The 18,598-nt window shown below is 61.0% G+C and carries 21 protein-coding genes; 12 read left to right on the forward strand and 9 right to left on the reverse strand.

Going from position 1 to position 18,598, the window contains the following annotated elements; all coding sequences use genetic code 11:
• Positions 1-137: 137 nt before the first annotated feature.
• The 3 genes from RG540_RS18505 to RG540_RS18515 all read right to left on the reverse strand — a co-directional run bounded on the left by RG540_RS18505 (position 138) and on the right by RG540_RS18515 (position 1,978).
• Positions 138-1,232 (reverse strand): MBL fold metallo-hydrolase, encoded by a 1,095-nt coding sequence (locus RG540_RS18505; RefSeq protein ID WP_038590929.1) that lies wholly within the window; start codon positions 1,230-1,232, stop codon positions 138-140.
• A gap of 63 nt (positions 1,233-1,295) precedes the next feature.
• Complete coding sequence (locus tag RG540_RS18510) at positions 1,296-1,733, reverse strand: type II toxin-antitoxin system VapC family toxin (protein WP_038590932.1); 438 nt, start codon at positions 1,731-1,733, stop codon at positions 1,296-1,298.
• On the reverse strand, positions 1,733-1,978 hold the full coding sequence (locus tag RG540_RS18515) for a type II toxin-antitoxin system VapB family antitoxin (protein WP_038594206.1): 246 nt from the start codon (positions 1,976-1,978) through the stop codon (positions 1,733-1,735). Before RG540_RS18515 ends, RG540_RS18510 begins: the two co-directional genes overlap by 1 nt.
• Positions 1,979-2,278: 300 nt before the next feature.
• Here RG540_RS18515 and ffh point away from each other — a divergent pair, with 300 nt between their 5' ends.
• The 5 genes from ffh (at position 2,279) to trmD (ending at position 6,025) form a co-directional block, all read left to right on the forward strand.
• Positions 2,279-3,868 (forward strand): signal recognition particle protein, encoded by a 1,590-nt coding sequence (gene ffh, locus RG540_RS18520; RefSeq protein ID WP_038594209.1) that lies wholly within the window; start codon positions 2,279-2,281, stop codon positions 3,866-3,868.
• A 14-nt stretch (positions 3,869-3,882) separates the two neighbouring features.
• Positions 3,883-4,197 (forward strand): chorismate mutase, encoded by a 315-nt coding sequence (locus tag RG540_RS18525; protein ID WP_038590935.1) that lies wholly within the window; start codon positions 3,883-3,885, stop codon positions 4,195-4,197.
• A gap of 76 nt (positions 4,198-4,273) precedes the next feature.
• Entirely contained in the window at positions 4,274-4,639 is a 366-nt protein-coding gene (gene rpsP, locus RG540_RS18530) for a 30S ribosomal protein S16 (RefSeq protein ID WP_038546684.1), read from the forward strand.
• A gap of 118 nt (positions 4,640-4,757) precedes the next feature.
• Entirely contained in the window at positions 4,758-5,324 is a 567-nt protein-coding gene (gene rimM / locus RG540_RS18535) for a ribosome maturation factor RimM (RefSeq protein WP_038546686.1), read from the forward strand.
• Between the two features lie 5 nt (positions 5,325-5,329).
• Positions 5,330-6,025 (forward strand): tRNA (guanosine(37)-N1)-methyltransferase TrmD, encoded by a 696-nt coding sequence (trmD, locus tag RG540_RS18540; protein ID WP_038590938.1) that lies wholly within the window; start codon positions 5,330-5,332, stop codon positions 6,023-6,025.
• 10 nt (positions 6,026-6,035) lie between these two features.
• Here trmD and RG540_RS18545 read toward each other — a convergent pair whose 3' ends face one another.
• Positions 6,036-6,782 (reverse strand): sulfite exporter TauE/SafE family protein, encoded by a 747-nt coding sequence (locus RG540_RS18545; RefSeq protein WP_038590941.1) that lies wholly within the window; start codon positions 6,780-6,782, stop codon positions 6,036-6,038.
• A gap of 265 nt (positions 6,783-7,047) precedes the next feature.
• Here RG540_RS18545 and rplS point away from each other — a divergent pair, with 265 nt between their 5' ends.
• Positions 7,048-7,602: a 50S ribosomal protein L19 gene (rplS, locus tag RG540_RS18550; protein WP_038594211.1), complete on the forward strand. Its 555-nt coding sequence runs from the start codon at positions 7,048-7,050 to the stop codon at positions 7,600-7,602.
• Positions 7,603-7,666: 64 nt separating this feature from the next.
• On the opposite strand, the gene RG540_RS18555 is transcribed toward rplS, so the two are convergent.
• Positions 7,667-8,221: a nuclear transport factor 2 family protein gene (locus RG540_RS18555; RefSeq protein WP_244446588.1), complete on the reverse strand. Its 555-nt coding sequence runs from the start codon at positions 8,219-8,221 to the stop codon at positions 7,667-7,669.
• 81 nt (positions 8,222-8,302) lie between these two features.
• Entirely contained in the window at positions 8,303-9,583 is a 1,281-nt protein-coding gene (locus RG540_RS18560) for an MFS transporter (protein ID WP_038590944.1), read from the reverse strand.
• 167 nt (positions 9,584-9,750) lie between these two features.
• Here RG540_RS18560 and RG540_RS18565 point away from each other — a divergent pair, with 167 nt between their 5' ends.
• The 3 genes from RG540_RS18565 (at position 9,751) to RG540_RS18575 (ending at position 12,855) form a co-directional block, all read left to right on the forward strand.
• Positions 9,751-10,545 carry a transporter substrate-binding domain-containing protein gene (locus tag RG540_RS18565; RefSeq protein ID WP_038590948.1) on the forward strand — a complete coding sequence of 265 codons (795 nt, stop codon included), beginning with the start codon at positions 9,751-9,753 and terminating at the stop codon, positions 10,543-10,545.
• A gap of 4 nt (positions 10,546-10,549) precedes the next feature.
• Complete coding sequence (locus RG540_RS18570; RefSeq protein WP_038590951.1) at positions 10,550-11,368, forward strand: amino acid ABC transporter permease; 819 nt, start codon at positions 10,550-10,552, stop codon at positions 11,366-11,368.
• Between the two features lie 254 nt (positions 11,369-11,622).
• A complete protein-coding gene (locus RG540_RS18575; RefSeq protein WP_038594218.1) occupies positions 11,623-12,855 on the forward strand; it encodes a multidrug effflux MFS transporter in 1,233 nt (410 codons plus the stop codon).
• A gap of 196 nt (positions 12,856-13,051) precedes the next feature.
• On the opposite strand, the gene ppk2 is transcribed toward RG540_RS18575, so the two are convergent.
• Positions 13,052-13,966, reverse strand: coding sequence for a polyphosphate kinase 2 (ppk2, locus tag RG540_RS18580; RefSeq protein WP_038590953.1), 915 nt, complete (start codon positions 13,964-13,966; stop codon positions 13,052-13,054).
• A 322-nt stretch (positions 13,967-14,288) separates the two neighbouring features.
• Between ppk2 and leuC the strand changes: the two genes are divergently transcribed.
• Entirely contained in the window at positions 14,289-15,698 is a 1,410-nt protein-coding gene (gene leuC / locus RG540_RS18585) for a 3-isopropylmalate dehydratase large subunit (protein ID WP_038590957.1), read from the forward strand.
• A gap of 63 nt (positions 15,699-15,761) precedes the next feature.
• Here the strand turns inward: leuC and RG540_RS18590 are convergent, their stop codons facing one another.
• Positions 15,762-16,313 carry a L,D-transpeptidase family protein gene (locus RG540_RS18590; protein ID WP_038590960.1) on the reverse strand — a complete coding sequence of 184 codons (552 nt, stop codon included), beginning with the start codon at positions 16,311-16,313 and terminating at the stop codon, positions 15,762-15,764.
• 238 nt (positions 16,314-16,551) lie between these two features.
• Between RG540_RS18590 and RG540_RS18595 the strand changes: the two genes are divergently transcribed.
• A complete protein-coding gene (locus RG540_RS18595; RefSeq protein WP_007754919.1) occupies positions 16,552-17,235 on the forward strand; it encodes a response regulator transcription factor in 684 nt (227 codons plus the stop codon).
• A gap of 9 nt (positions 17,236-17,244) precedes the next feature.
• A complete protein-coding gene (locus RG540_RS18600; protein WP_038590963.1) occupies positions 17,245-17,700 on the forward strand; it encodes a cyclic nucleotide-binding domain-containing protein in 456 nt (151 codons plus the stop codon).
• Between the two features lie 9 nt (positions 17,701-17,709).
• Here the strand turns inward: RG540_RS18600 and RG540_RS18605 are convergent, their stop codons facing one another.
• A complete protein-coding gene (locus RG540_RS18605) occupies positions 17,710-18,513 on the reverse strand; it encodes an exodeoxyribonuclease III (protein WP_038590966.1) in 804 nt (267 codons plus the stop codon).
• Between the last annotated feature and the right edge of the window lie 85 nt (positions 18,514-18,598).

Here is an 18,598-nt window from a genome sequence, read left to right on the forward strand (position 1 = left end):
ATTCTATAAGATGACAATTATACTCATGTTTTAATGTGAAATCAGCATGTTGGGCAGCCAGGCAATGGCGGCGGCAGAGACTGAAATTTTTGCCGCTTCGGGCCATCTGTCGCGTTTTCGCAACAGTTCCGGCGTGCTCAGACGGAAATTGTCGGCACTTCGAAGACTTCGCCGGGGCGCATGGGCCGGAAGCGGTCCCGGGAAACGCCGCGCGCATCGAGAGCGGTATGAAGCGCCGCCAGCGGCTCTTCGATCCCTTCATCGGTCAGCTTGAACGTGCCCCAATGATGACCGGCGACGAAAGCCGCATCGCAAAGGAGCATGCCCTCCACCGCCTCGTCCGGGTTCTGGTGCTGCGCCTGCATGAACCAGCGCGGCTCATAGGCGCCGAACGGCAGGTTGGCGAGCCGGAAAGCCCCGTGCTTTTCCCGCGCGGCGCGGTAGTTGATGCCCTGATGGAAGCCCGTATCGCCGATATGGTAGATCTTGCCGGCAGGCGTTTCGAAGACGAAGGCGGCCCACAGCGCCATGCGCCGGTCGCCAACGCCGCGCGCTGACCAATGATGGCAAGGCTCGCAATGCAGGACGACACCGGGGCCGATATCTGCGGCGATCTCCTCGCGGCCGCCCCAATCCATCACCGTGATCTTCGCATCCGCGATACGCGAGCGGATCAGCGCGTCATTGCCGAGCGGCGTGACGAAATGCGGCTTGTCGCGGCCCTGCAGCACCCAGAGGGTCTCGAGGTCCATGTGGTCGTAATGGTTATGCGTGACGAGCACGACATCGATCGGCGGCAGGTCACCGATGCGGATGCCGGGCGGATTGACCCGCTTCGGACCCGCGAAACGCACCGGGCTGGCGCGATCATCCCAAACCGGATCGGTCAGGATGTTGAGACCGGCGACCTGGATCAGCATCGCCGCATGGCCGACCATGGTGACGATCAGCCGGTCGCCCGAGACCCGCGTTTCCGGCACGGCCTGCGGAAACGGGCTCGGAAAACTGTCCGGCCAGGCGATGTTGTTGCCGCCGAGCTTCCAGCGCAGCAGGTCGAGCCCGCCGCGCGGCTGCTCCCCACCGGGATTGAAGAAATACGTTCCGTCGAAATGATCGGAAACCGGACCGGAGTAATACTTGTTGGCAGCCATGGCTCCCCTTGCCGCGAACCCGCCCACGAGGGCGGCGATCGCACCGATGCCGGACCATTTCAGGAATTTTCGTCGGTTCATCAAAGCTGTCTATCAGCGTCCTCTTGCACGTGGGAAGAGAGCTTGCGCAAGGAACGGACACATTTACGCGACCTCTATGTCCGTCCTGGAAAAATCGTTGCCCACGAACAGCAGCGGCGACCGAAGCGTTTTCGCGGCAGCATAGGAGAAGCAATCGCCGAAGTTCAATTTGGCGGGATGGCCGACGAACCGGCCATAGATTCGCGCCGCTTCGAGAGCGGCGCCGTGCAACCCGGGCGAAAAAGTAGCTTCACCGGCACCTATGCTCCGCATAAACTCCTCCACATCTTGCTGAGCTTGAGCGATCAGCTCAGGTGGCGTGGGGCGCTGATCTCCATAAAGGCTGATTGCAGTCTTTCGGGAAATGCCAATCGCGGCCTCGAACATTGTTACCGATGAATAGTGGATAGGCTCTCTGGAATCGGTAATCTTGGCAAGCAAGACCCCAGCTTCCTCCTCGCGGGTCAGAACGGCGACCACAGCCGATGCATCGAGAAACATCAGCTTTCCCACATCTCGTCCATGTAAGCCTTTTCATCAAAGTCGGCAGCATGCGGCCCCATGCGAGCAGCGATGCGGTCTTGCAGATGTTTCACGCGCTCCTCCAACGACATCTCCTCGCCGGCCCGCTTCAGCTCATTCTCCAGCGCCACGCGCACAGCCTCGGTCTTGGTCTTCGTACCAAGCCGCCGCATGACCTCGTTTGCCAGTTCATCGACCTTGTCGTCACGGATATAAAGAGACATGTCCATCCACTCCCCTGCAGAGCTGCAGGAATATTCACTATAGTCGAAATGAATATCCCTGCAAGCGCGAGGCACAAGCCGACGCGCCAGCCTTGACTTTCCCGGCCGCTTGCTGTTTAAGCCCGCCCATCTGCTGACAAGTTACGACTTGGAGCCGCCGACCGGGGCCGATAGACTGAGCCCGGAGGTCAACACCCGACAGCGCGTTGCGCCCTCGGGTGCTTTTTGGCTTTGTCTCTTGTTTTTGGCGGATGAGAACCCGACGTTTCGGTGATCCCGAAACGCGAGAAGGAAGAAACGATGTTCGAAAGCCTCCAGGACCGTCTTGGCTCCATCTTGAGTGGACTGACCGGCCGTGGCGCATTGAGCGAAGCGGATGTGTCCGCCGCTCTGCGCGAGGTTCGCCGTGCCCTGCTCGAAGCGGACGTGGCGCTGGAAGTCGTGCGCTCCTTTACCGACAAGGTGCGCGAAAAGGCCGTCGGCGCCGAAGTCCTGAAGTCGATCAAGCCCGGCCAGATGGTCGTCAAGATCGTCCATGACGAGCTGATCGAGATGCTCGGCTCCGAAGGCGTCGGCATCGACCTGCATGCGGTCGCCCCGGTGGTGATCATGATGGTCGGCCTGCAGGGCTCCGGCAAGACGACGACGACGGGCAAGATCGCCAAGCGGTTGACCGATCGCGAGCGCAAGAAGGTGCTGATGGCATCGCTCGACACGCGTCGCCCGGCCGCCCAGGAACAGCTCCGCCAGCTCGGCGTCCAGACCGGCGTCGACACGCTGCCGATCATTGCCGGCCAGTCGCCGGTCGAGATCGCCGCCCGCGCCGTGCAGGCGGCCAAGCTCGGCGGCCATGACGTGGTCATCCTCGACACCGCCGGCCGTACCCATATCGACGAGCCGCTGATGGCGGAGATGGCGGAGATCAAGCGCCGCTCCAACCCGCATGAAATCCTGCTGGTCGCCGATAGTCTCACCGGCCAGGACGCCGTCAACCTCGCCCGCAATTTCGACGAACGCGTCGGCATTACCGGCCTCGTGCTGACCCGTATGGACGGCGACGGTCGCGGTGGCGCCGCCCTTTCGATGCGCGCCGTCACCGGCAAGCCGATCAAGCTGATCGGTACCGGCGAAAAGATGACGGAGATGGAGGAATTCCATCCCCGCCGCATCGCCGACCGCATTCTCGGCATGGGCGACATTGTTTCGCTGGTCGAGAAGGCCGCGGAGAATATCGACGCCGACAAGGCGCGCGCCATGGCCGAAAAGATGGCCAAGGGCAAGTTCGACCTGAACGACCTCGCCGAACAGCTGAAGCAGATGCAGTCGCTCGGCGGCATGGGCGGCATCATGGGCCTGATGCCCGGCATGAGCGGCATGAAGGACAAGCTTTCGGCCGCCGGCATGAGCGATAAGACGTTCGCTCGCCATATCGCCATCATCCAGTCGATGACCAGGGCCGAGCGCGCTAACCCGGACATACTGAAGCACAGCCGCAAGAAGCGCATCGCCGCCGGCTCCGGCACGGATGCCGCCGAAATCAACAAGCTTCTGAAAATGCACCGCCAGATGGCCGACATGATGAAAATGATGGGCGGCAAGGGCAAGGGCGGCATGATGAAGCAGATGATGGGCGGCCTTGCCTCGAAGATGGGTCTTGGTGGCATGGGGGGCGGCCTGGGCGGAGGAATGGGTGGAATGGGCGGCATGCCCGACCTGTCCAAGCTCGATCCGAAACAGCTCGAAGCGCTGCAGAAGCAGGCCGAGGCAGCGGGGATGAAGCCGGGTTCCATGCCGGGCCTTCCGGGCGGCGGCATGCCGGGTCTCGGTGGCGCCAAGCTGCCCGGCCTCGGCGGTTTTCCCGGTCTTCCGGGCCTGCCCAAGAAGAAGTGAGGGAGGACACGCCAATGGTTGACCCCGAGGTCAAAGCGAAACTTGCAAGCTATCGCCAGTCGATCGACAACATCGACGCGGCGCTCGTGCACATGCTGGCGGAGCGTTTTCGCTGCACCAAGGAAGTGGGCGTCCTCAAAGCCCAGTACGATTTGCCGCCGGCCGACCCGGCGCGCGAAGAATTCCAGATCGAGCGTCTTCGCCGCCTGGCGAAGGAAGCGCATCTGGACCCGGATTTCGCCGAGAAGTTCCTGAACTTCGTCATCAAGGAAGTCATCCGGCATCATGAAGCCATCGCCGCCGAACACGTCGGCACGAAAATAGCCTGAACCAGCCCGCCTGATGGCGGCCTCAAGAAGAACCCGGCCCGCCTGACGGCGGCCAGAAAACCTAGGAGTAATTGAAATGGCCCTGAAAATTCGTCTCGCCCGCGGCGGCTCCAAGAAGCGTCCGTACTACACCGTCGTCGTTGCCGACGCCCGTTCGCCCCGCGACGGCCGCTTCCTCGAAAAGCTCGGTTCCTGGAACCCGATGCTCGCCAAGGACGATGCCAAGCGCGTTGAACTCAACGCCGAGCGCATCCAGCATTGGATCGACAACGGCGCCCAGCCGACCGACCGCGTTCTGCGCTTCCTCGCTGAAGCCGGCCTTGCCCAGCGCGCTGCCAAGAACAACCCGGAAAAGGCACTGCCGGGCAAGAAGGCCCAGGAACGCGTCAAGGAACGCGCCCAGAAGGCTGAAGACGCAGCAGCCGCTGCCGCCGAAGCATAAGCTTCGCGGAAATTCTTCGCAATCGACGGGTGGCGCGGCAACGCGCTGCCCGTTTTGCTGTTTGCTTTTGATCGCGCAGCGCTTAAATGAGCGCACGGCAACCGAGATCACGACCCGCATGACCAAGCTCGAAAACCCCATTCTGATGGCGACCATCGGCGCCGCCCAAGGCTTGAGAGGCGAGGTGCGGGTGCGCACGTATACGGCCGATGCGACGGCGCTCGGCGAATACGGCAACCTGCACAGCGAGGACGGCCGTATTTTCGAGATCCTCGAAATCCGCGAGGCGAAGAACATCGCGATCGTCCGTTTCCGCGGCATCAACGACCGCAATGCGGCCGAAGCGCTGGCCGGGCTCGAGCTCTTCATCGAGCGCGACAACCTGCCCGACGACGAACTCGAGGAAGACGAATTCTATTATGCGGACCTCGAAGGCCTCGAAGCGGTCGATCAGGACGGCAAGAGCTACGGCACGGTGAGCGCGGTCTATGATTTCGGCGCCGGCGATCTGCTGGAGCTGAAAGGTCCCGGCCGCCGCCCTACCCTCATCCCCTTCTCGGAGGCTGCGGTACTGGAAATCGACCTCGAAGGCCGCAAGATCCTCATCGATCCGCAGGCGGCAGGCCTTGCCGAGAACCCGGAAGACGACGGCGCCGCGCCGGGTTTCCCCAAAAAGGGCAAGTAGGCGCGATGACGTTTCGCGCCACCATTCTGACGCTCTACCCGGAAATGTTTCCGGGTCATCTGGCCTTTTCGCTCGCCGGCAAGGCGCTGGAGCGCGGACAATGGTCGCTCGACACGATGCAGATTCGCGATTTTGCCGAGGACCGGCACCGCACCGTCGACGACACGCCGGCCGGCGGAGGCGCCGGCATGGTGCTGAAGCCGGATATTCTGGCCAAGGCGATCGACAACGTCTCCGAAGGTGATGACTTGGCCCCGGGGCGCCCGCGCCTGCTGATGAGCCCGCGCGGAAAACCGCTGACGCAGGAGAGGGTACGCGAGCTGGCTGCCGGCGACGGCGTCGTGATTATCTGTGGCCGGTTCGAGGGCGTCGACCAGCGGGTGATCGATGCCCGCAATCTCGAAGAGGTGTCGATCGGCGACTACGTTCTCTCCGGCGGCGAGCCGGCGGCGCTGACGCTGCTCGACGCAGTGGTGCGCATCCTGCCGGGCGTGATGGGCAACGCGCTGTCCGGCACCCACGAGAGTTTCGAGGACGGTCTGCTCGAACATCCGCACTATACGAGGCCGCAAGTGTTCGAAGGGCGGGAGATCCCGGCCGTTCTGACATCGGGCAATCATGCGGCGATCGAGAAATGGCGGCTTGAGGAGGCAAAAAAGCTGACCGCGGAGCGGCGGCCGGATTTGCTGAAGGGCAAGTAAGAATACCTCTTCACCCCGTTACGAAATAATAGATCGTCAGACCCACCCCGACGGCCACCACACACCAGCGCAGTACTGCCTGCGGCACCCGCCGCGCCATCCACACGCCGGCATAACCGCCCAGCGCGCCTGCCGGGATCATCACGATCGCTTCCGGCCAGGCGATGACCCCGCCGCCGACGAAGACGATGATGGCGACCGCCGCGATCAGGATCGCCAGCATGTTCTTGAGTGCGTTGAGATGGTGGTAACTGCCGCCGGTCGTCACCCCGAGCACGGCGAGCATCATGATGCCCATGCCGGCGCCGAAGAACCCGCCATAGATTGCCGTCAGCAACTGCCCGATGACGGAGCCGGGAGAATTGGCCGACCGCTCCGCAGACGCCTTCGGTTTCAGCCACGGTCCCGCGGCAAACACCGCCGTCGCAGCTGCCAGCAGCCAGGGCACCAGCGCGCGAAAGGACGGATTGTCGAGCGACAGCAGCAGGAAGGCCCCCGCAAAGGCGCCGATCACCGAAACCAGCGCAAGCACCAGCGCGCTGCGCCAGCGGCTGGAAATTTCGTCCCAATAGGCGATCGTCGAAGTAACGTAGCCCGGAAACTGAACGATCGAGGACGTCGCATTGGCTAGGATCGGCGGAACGCCGGCAAGCGTCATCGCTCCGAAGGTCAGAAAGGTCCCGCCGCCGGCGATCGCATTGACCGCACCGGACAGGAAGCCCGCCGCGGCGAGCAGGGCTATCATTGTGATTGTCATTGATGTTTCCTCATCCCTGATCATCAGATAGCGGCTTCGACGAAAGGCAGCAATAGCGGGCTTTTTCGTCACAAAATCGCAATCGACGGGATGACAAACCCATGTCTTTGGTGTATTGGCCCAGCCGGAAATGGGAAATATCCCGTCGACCAGCAACAAAGAATGGTGAATTCGCTCTGCCGAAAAGGCAAATCTCCGAGGCTTGGACCAAAGGGATAATATCCGAGCGCTCTGGCTGTTTCAGAAGAACCAAAGGTTTGAGACGATGAATATCATCCAGGAATTGGAAGCCGAACAGGCCGCCAAGATTGCAGCCAAGCGCACGCTTCCGGAATTTTCCGCTGGCGACACCGTCCGCGTCAACGTGAAGGTCACGGAAGGCACCCGTACCCGCGTACAGGCTTATGAAGGCGTCTGCATCGCCCGTTCCGGCGGCGGCATCAACGAAAGCTTCACCGTTCGCAAGATCTCCTACGGCGAAGGCGTCGAGCGCGTATTCCCGGTCTACTCGCCGATGGTCGAGAGCGTCGAAATCGTTCGCCGCGGTAAGGTCCGTCGCGCCAAGCTCTATTACTTGCGCGATCGTCGCGGCAAGTCGGCTCGTATCGTCGAAGACACCGGCGTTCGCGCCCGCAAGCTGAATGACGCCGAGCGTCAGGCCGTTGCCGAAGAGAAGGCACGTATCGAAGCCGAGAAGGTTGCAGCAGCCCAGGCTCTCGCCGCCGAAAAGGCAGCAGCGGAAGCCGCTGAAGCAAAGGCCGCAGCAGAAGCTGCCGAAGCCGCAGAAGCCGCCAAGGCTGCTGAAGCGACTGCCGAATAAGCTTTTCATATCGAATACGGAAAAGGCGGCCTTCGAGCCGCCTTTTTTGTTATGCGATACAGGTTTAATTTCTGACGGCCGAATCCCAGTGTTCGTCGGCCTTGCCATTGACGATACGCCATGTGTCGAACCAGGTGCTGGTATAACTCTTCGAAGGATCGCGAGCATCTTTCATTTCGCGCACCGTCCCCACGGTCACCAGATCGCCTTCCGCTGTGACAAAGGCGACCGGCGTTTTTATCTTGGTCGGAATGGGGCTCGGCTTCCGCTTCAGGACGTCGATGAAATAGCGTACCACCCCCTCGCGCCCTGACGCGGCATTCGGGTTGTGCTGGATGTAACGTTCAGTGAGATACTGATCGGCCTTGTCCCACTGATTGGCTTCCAGCAGGTCACGGACGATGCCGTAGACAACCTGCTTGTTTGCATGCAGCTTGGGGTCCGTGCTGGTGAAAAGCGCGTCTTTGTCCGGGGCGGCCATCACCGGCTCCTGTGCCAGCGAGGGCGCGGTAAGCGTACCCATCGCGGCCCCGAACAGGACCAAACCCAGGGCGGCATGTTTCAAAGCTCGTATCATCGACATTCTCCAAGCGTTTTGATCTGGCTTGCCAAAAGACATAGGAGAAACGCCGATGAGGCGGAAGGAGGCAGTTTTGCCGCCATTGGTTCCGCAGAGGGAACCAATGGCAGTAACGTCCGGTCAGACGGAGATCGCCTGTCTCGCCGCCAACATTCGGCCGACGATGATGACGAGGACACCGGCGACAGCAAGGCAGACTGCCAGGAAGACCATCGGCAGGATATCGTTGCCGGTCGAATCCCGGATCCAGGGGACGACGTTCTGTGCGATGAAGCCGCCGAGATTGCCGACTGAATTGATCGCCGCAATGCCGGCCGCAGCGCCCGCACCCCTGAGGAAGCGAGAGGGAAGGCTCCAGAAGACCGGCTGACCAGCGAAAATGCCGGCTGCGGCGACGCAAAGGAAAGTGAACTGCAAGATCGGCGAGGTGACGAGCGCCGAAAGCGCCAGGCATATCGCGCCGACGAAGGCTGGACCGACAATATAGGGAGTTTTGCTCTCGGCCCGGTCTGCGGCGGTCGGCACCACCCATAGCGCGAGCGCGACGATCACCCACGGAATGATGTTGATCAAGCCGTTCGTCGTGTTCGAGACGCCGAACCCCCTGACGATGGTCGGCAGCCAGTAGCTGAGACCGTAGGCAGCGAGCGGAAAGCCGATATAGCAGAGCGCCATCAGAAGCACTCGCGGATTGACGAGCGCCTTGAATCCGTTGTCTGCATGCTCTTCCATTCCGGAATTCTCACGCGCCAGCCGATCGTGCAGCCAGCGCTTTTCATCCTCCGTCAGGAATTTCGCCTTTTCTGGCGTGTCGTCGAGATAAAAGAGAGTGACGATCCCGGCGAGCACCGCCGGAATGCCGGTCGCCAGGAAGACCCATTGCCATCCCTCATGGCCAAGCAGCCCTTTGAGATCAAGCAGCATGCCTCCAATGGGGGCGCCCACGGCATTGGCGAGCGCGCTGAAGATCATGAACAGGCCAACCATGCGGCCGCGATAATCCTTCGGGAACCAGAGCGTCAGCAGGTAGAGGACGCCCGGGAAGAAGCCTGCTTCCGCAACGCCGAGCAGGAAACGGAGGATGTAGAACATCGTCGCGTTCTGCGTGTAGGCGAGCGCCACGGTCACAATGCCCCAGGTGATCATGATGCGGGCGAACCAGCGGCTGGCGCCGAACCGGTTGAGGAAGAGGTTACTCGGGACCTCGAACAAAAAATAGCCGATGAAAAAAAGCGAGGCGCCGAGACCATAGGCATATTCGCTCATGCCGAGCGCGCCGACCATTTCCAGCTTGGCATAGCTGACGTTCTGACGGTCGATATAGGCAATCAGATAAAGGATGCCGAGGAACGGCATAAGCCGCCACACGATCTTTGAAATTAGCTCTTTTTCCTGAACCAACTTAGTTACTCCAAAGCATTTGCCGCAGAGGAAGCAGCGTATTTCGGTGAAGGGGATGTAGGGGACCCCATCATGCGCGGCAAGAAAAAGATGCTCGCCGCCGGCCGCTTGCTATCGGCTGGCTTTTCATGAGAGGGATTCGCCAGCCATTTGTCAGGAGTGCCACAATGCTCTCACGCCGTATGCTGATCTCCGGCCTTGCTGCCCTTGCCTTTGCACCCGCCGCCAGCGCCGCCGAACTGCCTGACCTGAAGGGCCGCACCGTGGTGGTGGTGACGGAAAACGCCTATCCGCCACTGCAATTCGTCGATCCGAAGAGCGGCAAGGCGATCGGCTGGGAATATGACGCGATGGCCGAGATCGCCAGGCGGCTGAATTTCAAGCTCGAATACCAGAACACCAGCTGGGACACGATGATCCAGGCCGTTTCCGACGGGCAATACGACATCGGCATGACCGGCATCACCATCAAGGACGACCGCAAGGAAAAGGTCGATTTCTCCGATCCCTATATGCGCTCGCAGCAGCTGATGCTGGTGCGCGGCGATGAAAAACGCTTCACCGACGCCAAGAGTTTTGGCGCCCTGACGACCGGACTGATTGGCGCCCAGCCGGGAACAAGCCCGTTCTACACGGCGGCCTACGAAATCCTCGACGGCAACGAGCAGAACCCGCGGATCAAGCTGTTCGAAACCTTCGGTGCGACCGTGCAGGCGTTGAAGGCGGGAGACGTCGATCTGGTGCTGACTGACAGCACCGCCGGCGACGGTTACGTCAAGGCCTCCGGCGGTGCCTTGAAGCTGATTGGCGAGCCGCTCGGCACCGAGGATTTCGGCTTCATCTTCAAGAAGGGATCCGATCTTGTTTCGCCGGTCAACGCGGCGATCGCCGTGCTGAAGGCAGACGGCACGCTCGATGTGCTGAACAGGAAATGGTTCCTCGATTACAAGATGGGCCAGTAGAGGCATGGCGCCTCCGCGCCGCATGTCATCCGGACAGCAGGATTTCCCCTGGTGGCTGGTCGCCTTCGGGATCCTTTGTTTCGGCCTTGCGGTGGTCATCGCCCTCAACGACCTCTATTCCCAAGTTTTCAATGTCGTCGCCAAGGGCATCGGCATCACGGTCGGCGTGACGCTGGCCGCCTTTCTCCTGGCGACGCTGCTGGGGCTCGGCATCGCGCTTGCGGGGCTGTCTGGCAATGTCGTGCTGAGGCAGGCGGCGCGTTTCTATATCGAGCTCATCCGCGGCATCCCGATCCTCGTCCTGCTCTTCTACATCGCCTTCGTCGGCGCGCCGGCTTTCGTGACGTTCTACAATTGGATGCTGGCGCCGCTGATCGAACGCAACTGGGGCCAGGCGCTTCTGGTGCGAGACGTCTCGCTCTTGTGGCGGGCGATCATCGCGCTGACGATCGGTTATGCAGCCTTCATCGCTGAAATCTTTCGCGCCGGATTCCAGGCCGTCGACATCGGCCAGATCGAGGCGGCGAAAGCGCTGGGCCTCAGTCGCTGGCAGCGTTTCCGGTTGATCGTCTTTCCGCAGGCGATGCGGGTGATCCTGCCGCCGCTTTCCAACGACTTCGTCTCGATGGTGAAGGATTCGTCGCTCGTCTCGGTCCTCGGTGTCGCCGACATCACCCAGATGGCCAAGGTCTATGCGGCAGGCTCCTTCCGCTTCTTCGAAACCTATTCGATCGTCACCTATATCTACCTGCTGCTGACGATCGGCCTGTCGCTGGCCCTGCGCGGCCTCGAAAGACGTTTGCGGAGAAGGACAGAGCGCTAGTAGCAAAAGGCGGCCCGGAGGGCAGCGCTAGCTGCATTGACGATATTCAGTTTTCTGTCTAGCTATATTGATCATGAAGATTCCAACGGTTCTCGTAGTGGTGATAGGGCGCATGGGCACGGTGGCGTAGCCATCCGGCGAAAGCACCCATGCGCGGCAAGCAGGCTCCTGACGGGGCCTTTTTTTATGCCCCGCAGCTTTGGCAGCGTCCCGTCAGACCCTCACATCATCCCGCTGACAAAACGGACGAGACCATGACGAGCAATCCTGTTCAGGAACCAAGCGCTGAAACGATCAGCGGAACCGTTATCGCTCCACCTCGATTGATAACTCTCATCTTGCTTTCCGCCCTTGCGGTGTTGCCGGTAAATATGATTTTGCCGTCGCTGCCGAACATTGCCGCGACGTTCGAGGCTGATTTTGCATTGGTCAACATGTCGGTCGCCGGCTTCGCGATTATCACCGCACTCTTAGAGGTGATCGGAGGCGCGATATCGGATCGATTTGGACGCCGGCCTGTCGTGTTAATTTCCCTGTCGATCTTCGTCGTTGCGTCGGTCGGATGTGCTCTCGCCCCGAATATCGGGGTTTTCCTTCTATTCCGCGCAATGCAAGCGGGCATCGCGCCATGCTATTCTGTCGCTCTGGTGATCATTAAAGAAACATCGGATGGACGCGAAGCCGCAAGCAAATTTGGCTACCTCGCCATGGGGTGGGCACTGGCTCCCATGGTCGGCCCTTTGTTCGGTGGATCGTTGGACGAGCTGTTCGGGTGGCGATCGAGCTTCGTTGTTTTCGTGATCCTTGGAGTAGCCGCCTTTGTTTTATCTATGCACGAGTTAAAGGGAGTTCTTGCGCCGCACCGGTCGAAAACAAAATACCTCGCCTCTTATGGGCAACTTCTCGGCTCGGCTCGTTTCTGGGCTTACACCCTATGCATGGCCTGCTCGATGGGGGTGCTTTATGTATTCTTGGGAGGAGCCCCGTTGGTAATCGGCGACGCACTCGGTGGATCGAGCGCAAAGCTCGGTTTTTACATGGGGCTGGTCCCTGCCGGCTTTATCCTGGGTAGCTATCTCGCTGGCCGATACGCTTCGAAGAAGTCGCTAGGCGCGATTCTGGTTTTTGCCCGGCTTCTGACATGCACAGGATTGCTGCTCGGCTTGATCCTGGCGATACTTGACCTGACGCACGTTCTCGCCTTCTTCGGACCTTGCATCCTCATCGGCGTAGGCAACGGGTTGACCATGCCGGCAGCCAATAGCGGCGCAATGTCTGTACGGTCTGATCTTATTGGCACCGCTGCGGGGCTAGCCGCCGCCATGAGAATTGCAGGCGGAGCCATCGTAGCTTCTATCGCCGGTCTGTTCCTTCCGGATTCTGTCCATGCGCTTTTCATTATGATGCTGGCATCCGCCTCGCTCGCACTGCTTGCGGCGTTGTATGCGGCTCATCTCGATCGGCGTGTTTCCCTGTCTCTTTTATAGCTGCGACCAATTTCATCCATCTCAAAGAGAGACTAAGGAATTGCCTCATCAGCCCGAAAGCCGCCTGTAAATTCCTGTCGCAAAACTCTTTCGGAAAAGTCAGAGTTTTGCGACAGACGGTGTCCACATTTCAGTTACGGACTGGCGCCTAAAGGCCCCGAGTTGTTTTACTCTCCTCGAGCGCCAGACAACGGCGTCAGTACGCTTCCGGAACGTACATGTCCGCTGGCACCGGATGACGGATGTAATCGTCGTTCCGAACGCGGCCCGGCAGGTCGATCTGCTCCTTCGGCACGGTCTCGTAGGGCACCTGGGCGAGAAGATGGGAGATCATGTTGAGCCGCGCCTTCTTCTTGTCGACGGCCTGCACCACCCACCACGGCGCTTCCGGGATGTGGGTGCGCTGGAGCATCTCTTCCTTGGCCTTGGTATATTCTTCCCAGTGGACGCGGCTTTCGAGATCCATCGGCGACAGCTTCCATTGCTTCAGCGGATCGTGGATGCGCATCTTGAAGCGGAATTCCTGCTCCTCGTCGGTGATCGAGAACCAGTACTTGACGAGGATGATGCCGGAGCGGACCAGCATGCGCTCGAATTCCGGCACCGAGCGGAAGAATTCTTCCAGCTCGTCCTTGGTGCAGAAGCCCATCACCCGCTCGACGCCGGCGCGGTTGTACCAGGAGCGGTCGAACAGCACCATTTCGCCGGCCGTCGGCAGATGCGGCACGTAGCGCTGGAAATACCACTGGCTGCGCTCCCGCTCGGTCGGCGCCGGAAGGGCGACGGTGCGGCAGACGCGCGGATTGAGGCGCTGGGTGACGCGTTTGATGGCGCCGCCTTTGCCGGCCGAGTCGCGCCCTTCGAACAGCACGACCATCTTCAGCTTCTTGTATTGCACCCAGTCCTGCAGGCGGACGAGCTCGTGCTGGAGGCGGAACAGCTCGCGGAAGTAGATGCGGCGGTCGATCGTCGCCTCGGCGGGCTCGGACATGCCTTCGGCGACCAGCTCGTCGAGCCGGTCCTCTTCCATCTGCATTTCCAGCTCTTCATCGAAGCTGTCGGCGATCTCTTCCTTGATGCGGCTGAGCTGGTCTTGCATGGGTTCGGACATCTTGGCATTCCTCCGTTATGGAAACTGAGATCAACCACGTTTCCGCGAAAGCTTTATGACAGAGATGCGACAGATTTCCCGCAACGCAATTCGATTGCCGATTTCTTCGGAAACTGGTATTCCAGCCGCCATGGGATCGAAATTCGGATGCCTCGCGAACCAGATTGTCGTGCTGCAGGACCACAAGCGTCTGCCGGCACGCTTTTTCGCGCGGGTGTCCGGGGCGCTTTGCGACCGACTTAGCTGACCTTCCTCAGCTTGAGGCAGCCTCGTGCTGCCGGATACCCATTTCCTGTTTCAGTCAGCTTAACGGACAGCAGCCATGAGCGCACCTCGCACCCTTTATGACAAGATCTGGGACGACCACGTCGTTTCCGAGGATGAGAACCACACCTGTCTTCTCTACATCGACCGTCACCTCGTTCACGAAGTGACGTCGCCGCAGGCCTTCGAAGGCCTGCGCATCGCCGGCCGTAAGGTCCGCGCTCCGGAAAAGACGCTTGCCGTCGTCGACCACAACGTGCCAACTACCGCCGACCGCCACGAAGGCATCAAGAACGAGGAAAGCCGCATCCAGGTGGAGGCGCTTGCCCAGAACGCCCGCGATTTCGGCGTCGAATATTATTCGGAAAAGGACGTTCGCCAGGGCATCGTCCACATCGTCGGCCCCGAACAGGGTTTTACCCTGCCGGGCATGACCATCGTCTGCGGCGACAGCCACACCTCGACCCACGGCGCTTTCGGCGCGCTGGCGCATGGCATCGGCACGTCTGAAGTCGAGCACGTGCTCGCCACCCAGACGCTGGTGCAGAAGAAGGCGAAGAACATGCTGGTGCGCGTCGACGGCCAACTGCCGCCGGGCGTCACCGCCAAGGACATCATCCTTGCCATCATCGGCGAAATCGGCACCGCCGGCGGCACCGGCCACGTCATCGAATTCGCCGGCGAGGCGATCCGGGCGCTCTCCATGGAAGGCCGCATGACGGTCTGCAACATGACGATCGAAGGCGGCGCCCGCGCCGGCCTGATCGCGCCGGACGAAAAGACTTTCGAATACATCAAGGACAAGCCGCGCGCGCCGAAGGGCAAGGCCTGGGACATGGCGCTCGACTACTGGAAGACCCTGCAGACGGACGAAGGCGCGCATTTCGACAAGGTCGTCGTGCTCAACGCCGCCAACCTGCCGCCGATCGTCTCCTGGGGCTCCTCGCCGGAAGACGTGATCTCGGTTGAAGGTTCCGTTCCGAACCCGGACGACATCCCGGACGAAACCAAGCGCACTTCGAAATGGCGCGCTCTGGACTATATGGGCCTGAAGCCGGGCACCAAGATCACCGATATCGCCATCGACCGTGTCTTCATCGGCTCCTGCACCAACGGCCGCATCGAAGACCTGCGTGCTGCCGCCAAGGTGGTCGAAGGCCGCACGGTCGCATCGACCGTATCGGCCATGGTCGTTCCGGGCTCGGGCATCGTCAAGGAACAGGCGGAAGCCGAAGGCCTCGACAAGATCTTCAAGGACGCCGGTTTCGAATGGCGCGAGCCGGGCTGCTCGATGTGCCTGGCGATGAACGACGACCGCCTGAAGCCGGGCGAGCGCTGCGCCTCCACCTCGAACCGCAATTTCGAGGGCCGCCAGGGTTACAAGGGCCGCACCCATCTCGTCTCGCCGGCCATGGCCGCCGCAGCCGCAGTCGCGGGTCACTTCGTCGATATCCGCGAGTGGAAATAAGCGTCTTCCAGCCTTGATTTCGAGATGCCCGGCCCTCAGCGCCGGGCATTTTCGTTTCAGGCCTTAGCCGAGAACCCTCACCACCGTACCCTTGCGCATGAAGCGGATGAGCCGCTTCATGTCGGGAAGGCTGACAGCGATGCAGCCGGCGGTCGGCTGGTAGCCGGGCTTGATGAGGTGGAAGAAGATCGCCGAGCCGCGGTTGCGGGCACGCGAGGTGACGTTCCAGTCGAGCACGAGGCAGATGTCGTAGAGCCCGTCAGCCCGCATCATCTCTTCATGACTTGGCCGGAACGGTGCCTTCACCGGGCGATTGTACGACGGGTGCTCCGGCTGGTCGCACCACAGCAGGCCTTTACCGATGCGCGTCATCGAAAGTGGCGTCGGGGGCAGCTTCACGCGCTCACCGCGCACGTATCCATGAAGAAGGCGCATCGCCGCAATCGGCGTTGCGCCATCCCCTTCCCGCTTGAAGGGAGTGGTGCCGGACCGCCCGAGCGCCGCCGGCACGGTGATGCCGCCGAAGGAGACGATCGCCCGGCGCCGGTCGCGCGGCGCGGGCCGAACGGTGACGACAGCCGTCTTCTTGTGATTTCCCTCGCGAAAACGTTGCATTTCTCTCACAAGGTTTTGCTTTGAATATGATTTCGTTTGAATTCATAGCACACTAAAGCGCTGCGCATCCTCCGGATACGCAAAGGACGCTTAGCATATCGAAACATCGTACTTTCCGAAAATCGATTCCGATTTTCGGATCGATGCTGTAGGGATTTAGATCGAGGAGCCCTAAATGCGCTTCGATTGACTGGCAATGACAGTCCGGACGCAACGGCAAGACGAAAGGCAAGAACGCATGGCAGCGCGCACGATACTCCTGGTGGACGACGACGACGATCTGCGCGAGACGCTCGTCGAGCAGTTGTCGTTTTACGAAGAGTTCGCAATCCTCCAGGAAGCGAATGCGGCCAAAGCGCTGCAGACCGCCAAGAACGCCCAAATCGACCTGCTGATCATGGACGTCGGCCTGCCGGACATGGACGGTCGCGAAGCGGTGAAACTGCTGCGCAAGAACGGTTTCAAGGCGCCGATCATCATGCTGACCGGCCACGACACCGATTCCGACACCATTCTCGGCCTCGAAGCCGGCGCCAACGATTATGTGACGAAGCCCTTCCGCTTCGCCGTACTGCTCGCCCGCATCCGTGCCCAGCTTCGCCAGTACGAACAGAGCGAGGACGCCACCTTCACGGTCGGCCCCTATCTCTTCAAACCGAGCCAGAAGCTGCTGACCACCGAGGACGGCAAGAAGATCCGCCTGACCGAAAAGGAAGCGGCGATCATCCGCTACCTCTATCGCGCCGGCCAGAAGGTGGTAACCCGCGACGTGCTGCTGGAGGAGGTCTGGGGCTATAATTCCGGTGTCACTACGCATACGCTGGAAACCCATGTCTACCGTCTTCGCCAGAAGATCGAGCGCGATCCGTCGAGCGCCGAAATCCTGGTCACCGAAAACGGCGGCTACAAGATCGTACCGTAAAGAGCCCTGATGTCGCTGACCGAAGATATCCGCCTGCTTTCGCAGGTCCCGCTGTTCCGGGACATGAACGACGACCAGCTGCGCCTTGTCGCCTTCGGCGCCGAGCGTCGGCAGGTGACGACCGGCCAGCAGCTGTTTCGGGAGAAATCCCCGGCGGAATCGGCCTTCATCGTCGCAAGGGGTCGCTTCGAACTGCTGATGGCGGACCGCAGTGGCGAGATGAAGGTGGAGGCGACCGTCGGTCCCGGCACCCTGCTGTCGGAACTGGCGCTCGTGACCATGGTGGAGCGAAAGTTCACCGCCGTGGCGATCGAGGATGCCGAAGCCCTGAAGATCAGCCGCTCGCTGTTCCACCGCCTGCTGGAGGAATATCCGCAGGTCGGCCGAGTGATCGAGAACCGCATCCGCGACAATATAGCCAGCCTCGCCAAGGCAGCGGCAGCGATGCAGGACCGGTTTTCCTGAAGATGACCTTCAAATCTTGAACACCGCCGTCACCGGCACATGGTCCGAAGGCTGGTTCCAGCCGCGGGCTTCCTTCAGCACGTCGATGCGCTCGAGGAATGGCCCGAGGTCGGGCGAGGACCAGATATGGTCGAGCCGGCGGCCCTTGTTTGCCGCTTCCCAGTCCTTGGCGCGGTAGCTCCACCACGTATAGATCTTCTCCGGCTCCGGCGTGTGCTGGCGCATCAGGTCGAGCCAGCCGCCCTTGGCGATGATCTCCTTCATGCCCTCGGTCTCGACAGGCGTGTGGCTGACGATCTTCAGGAGCTGCTTGTGTGACCAGACGTCGTGCTCCAGCGGCGCGATGTTGAGATCGCCGACGAGGATCGACGAGATGCCGGGCATGGCATCCGCCTTCAATGCCTTCATCTCCTCGATGAAATCGAGCTTGTGGCCGAATTTCGGGTTGATCGCCCGGTCCGGCTCGTCGCCGCCGGCCGGCACGTAGAAATTATGCAGGCGGATGCGCCGCGAGCCGCGCTCGAAGAGCGCCGAAATGTGCCGGGCATCGCCGACATTGCAGTAGTTCTGACGATGGTCTTCGAGAAGTGGCACTTTCGAGGCGATGGCGACCCCGTGATAGCCCTTCTGGCCGTGGATGATGATGTGCTGGTAACCGAGGTCCTTCAGCGGCTGCAGCGGGAACTCCGGCTCCTGGCACTTGATTTCCTGCAGGCAGAGAATGTCCGGCTTGTGGCGGACGAGGAACTGCTGGACGATCGGCATGCGCAGCCGCACGGAGTTGATATTCCAGGTCGTAATCGAAAATGTCATGATATCCCTCGGGGCTCTGCCGCGAGCTTTAGGGAATTTTTCGGTCACTGAGAAGCAAAAAGGGCCGCGCAGCCCGGCGCAGCCC

Origin of the sequence: Neorhizobium galegae bv. orientalis str. HAMBI 540, from assembly GCF_000731315.1 — a bacterium.
Lineage (GTDB): Bacteria > Pseudomonadota > Alphaproteobacteria > Rhizobiales > Rhizobiaceae > Neorhizobium > Neorhizobium galegae.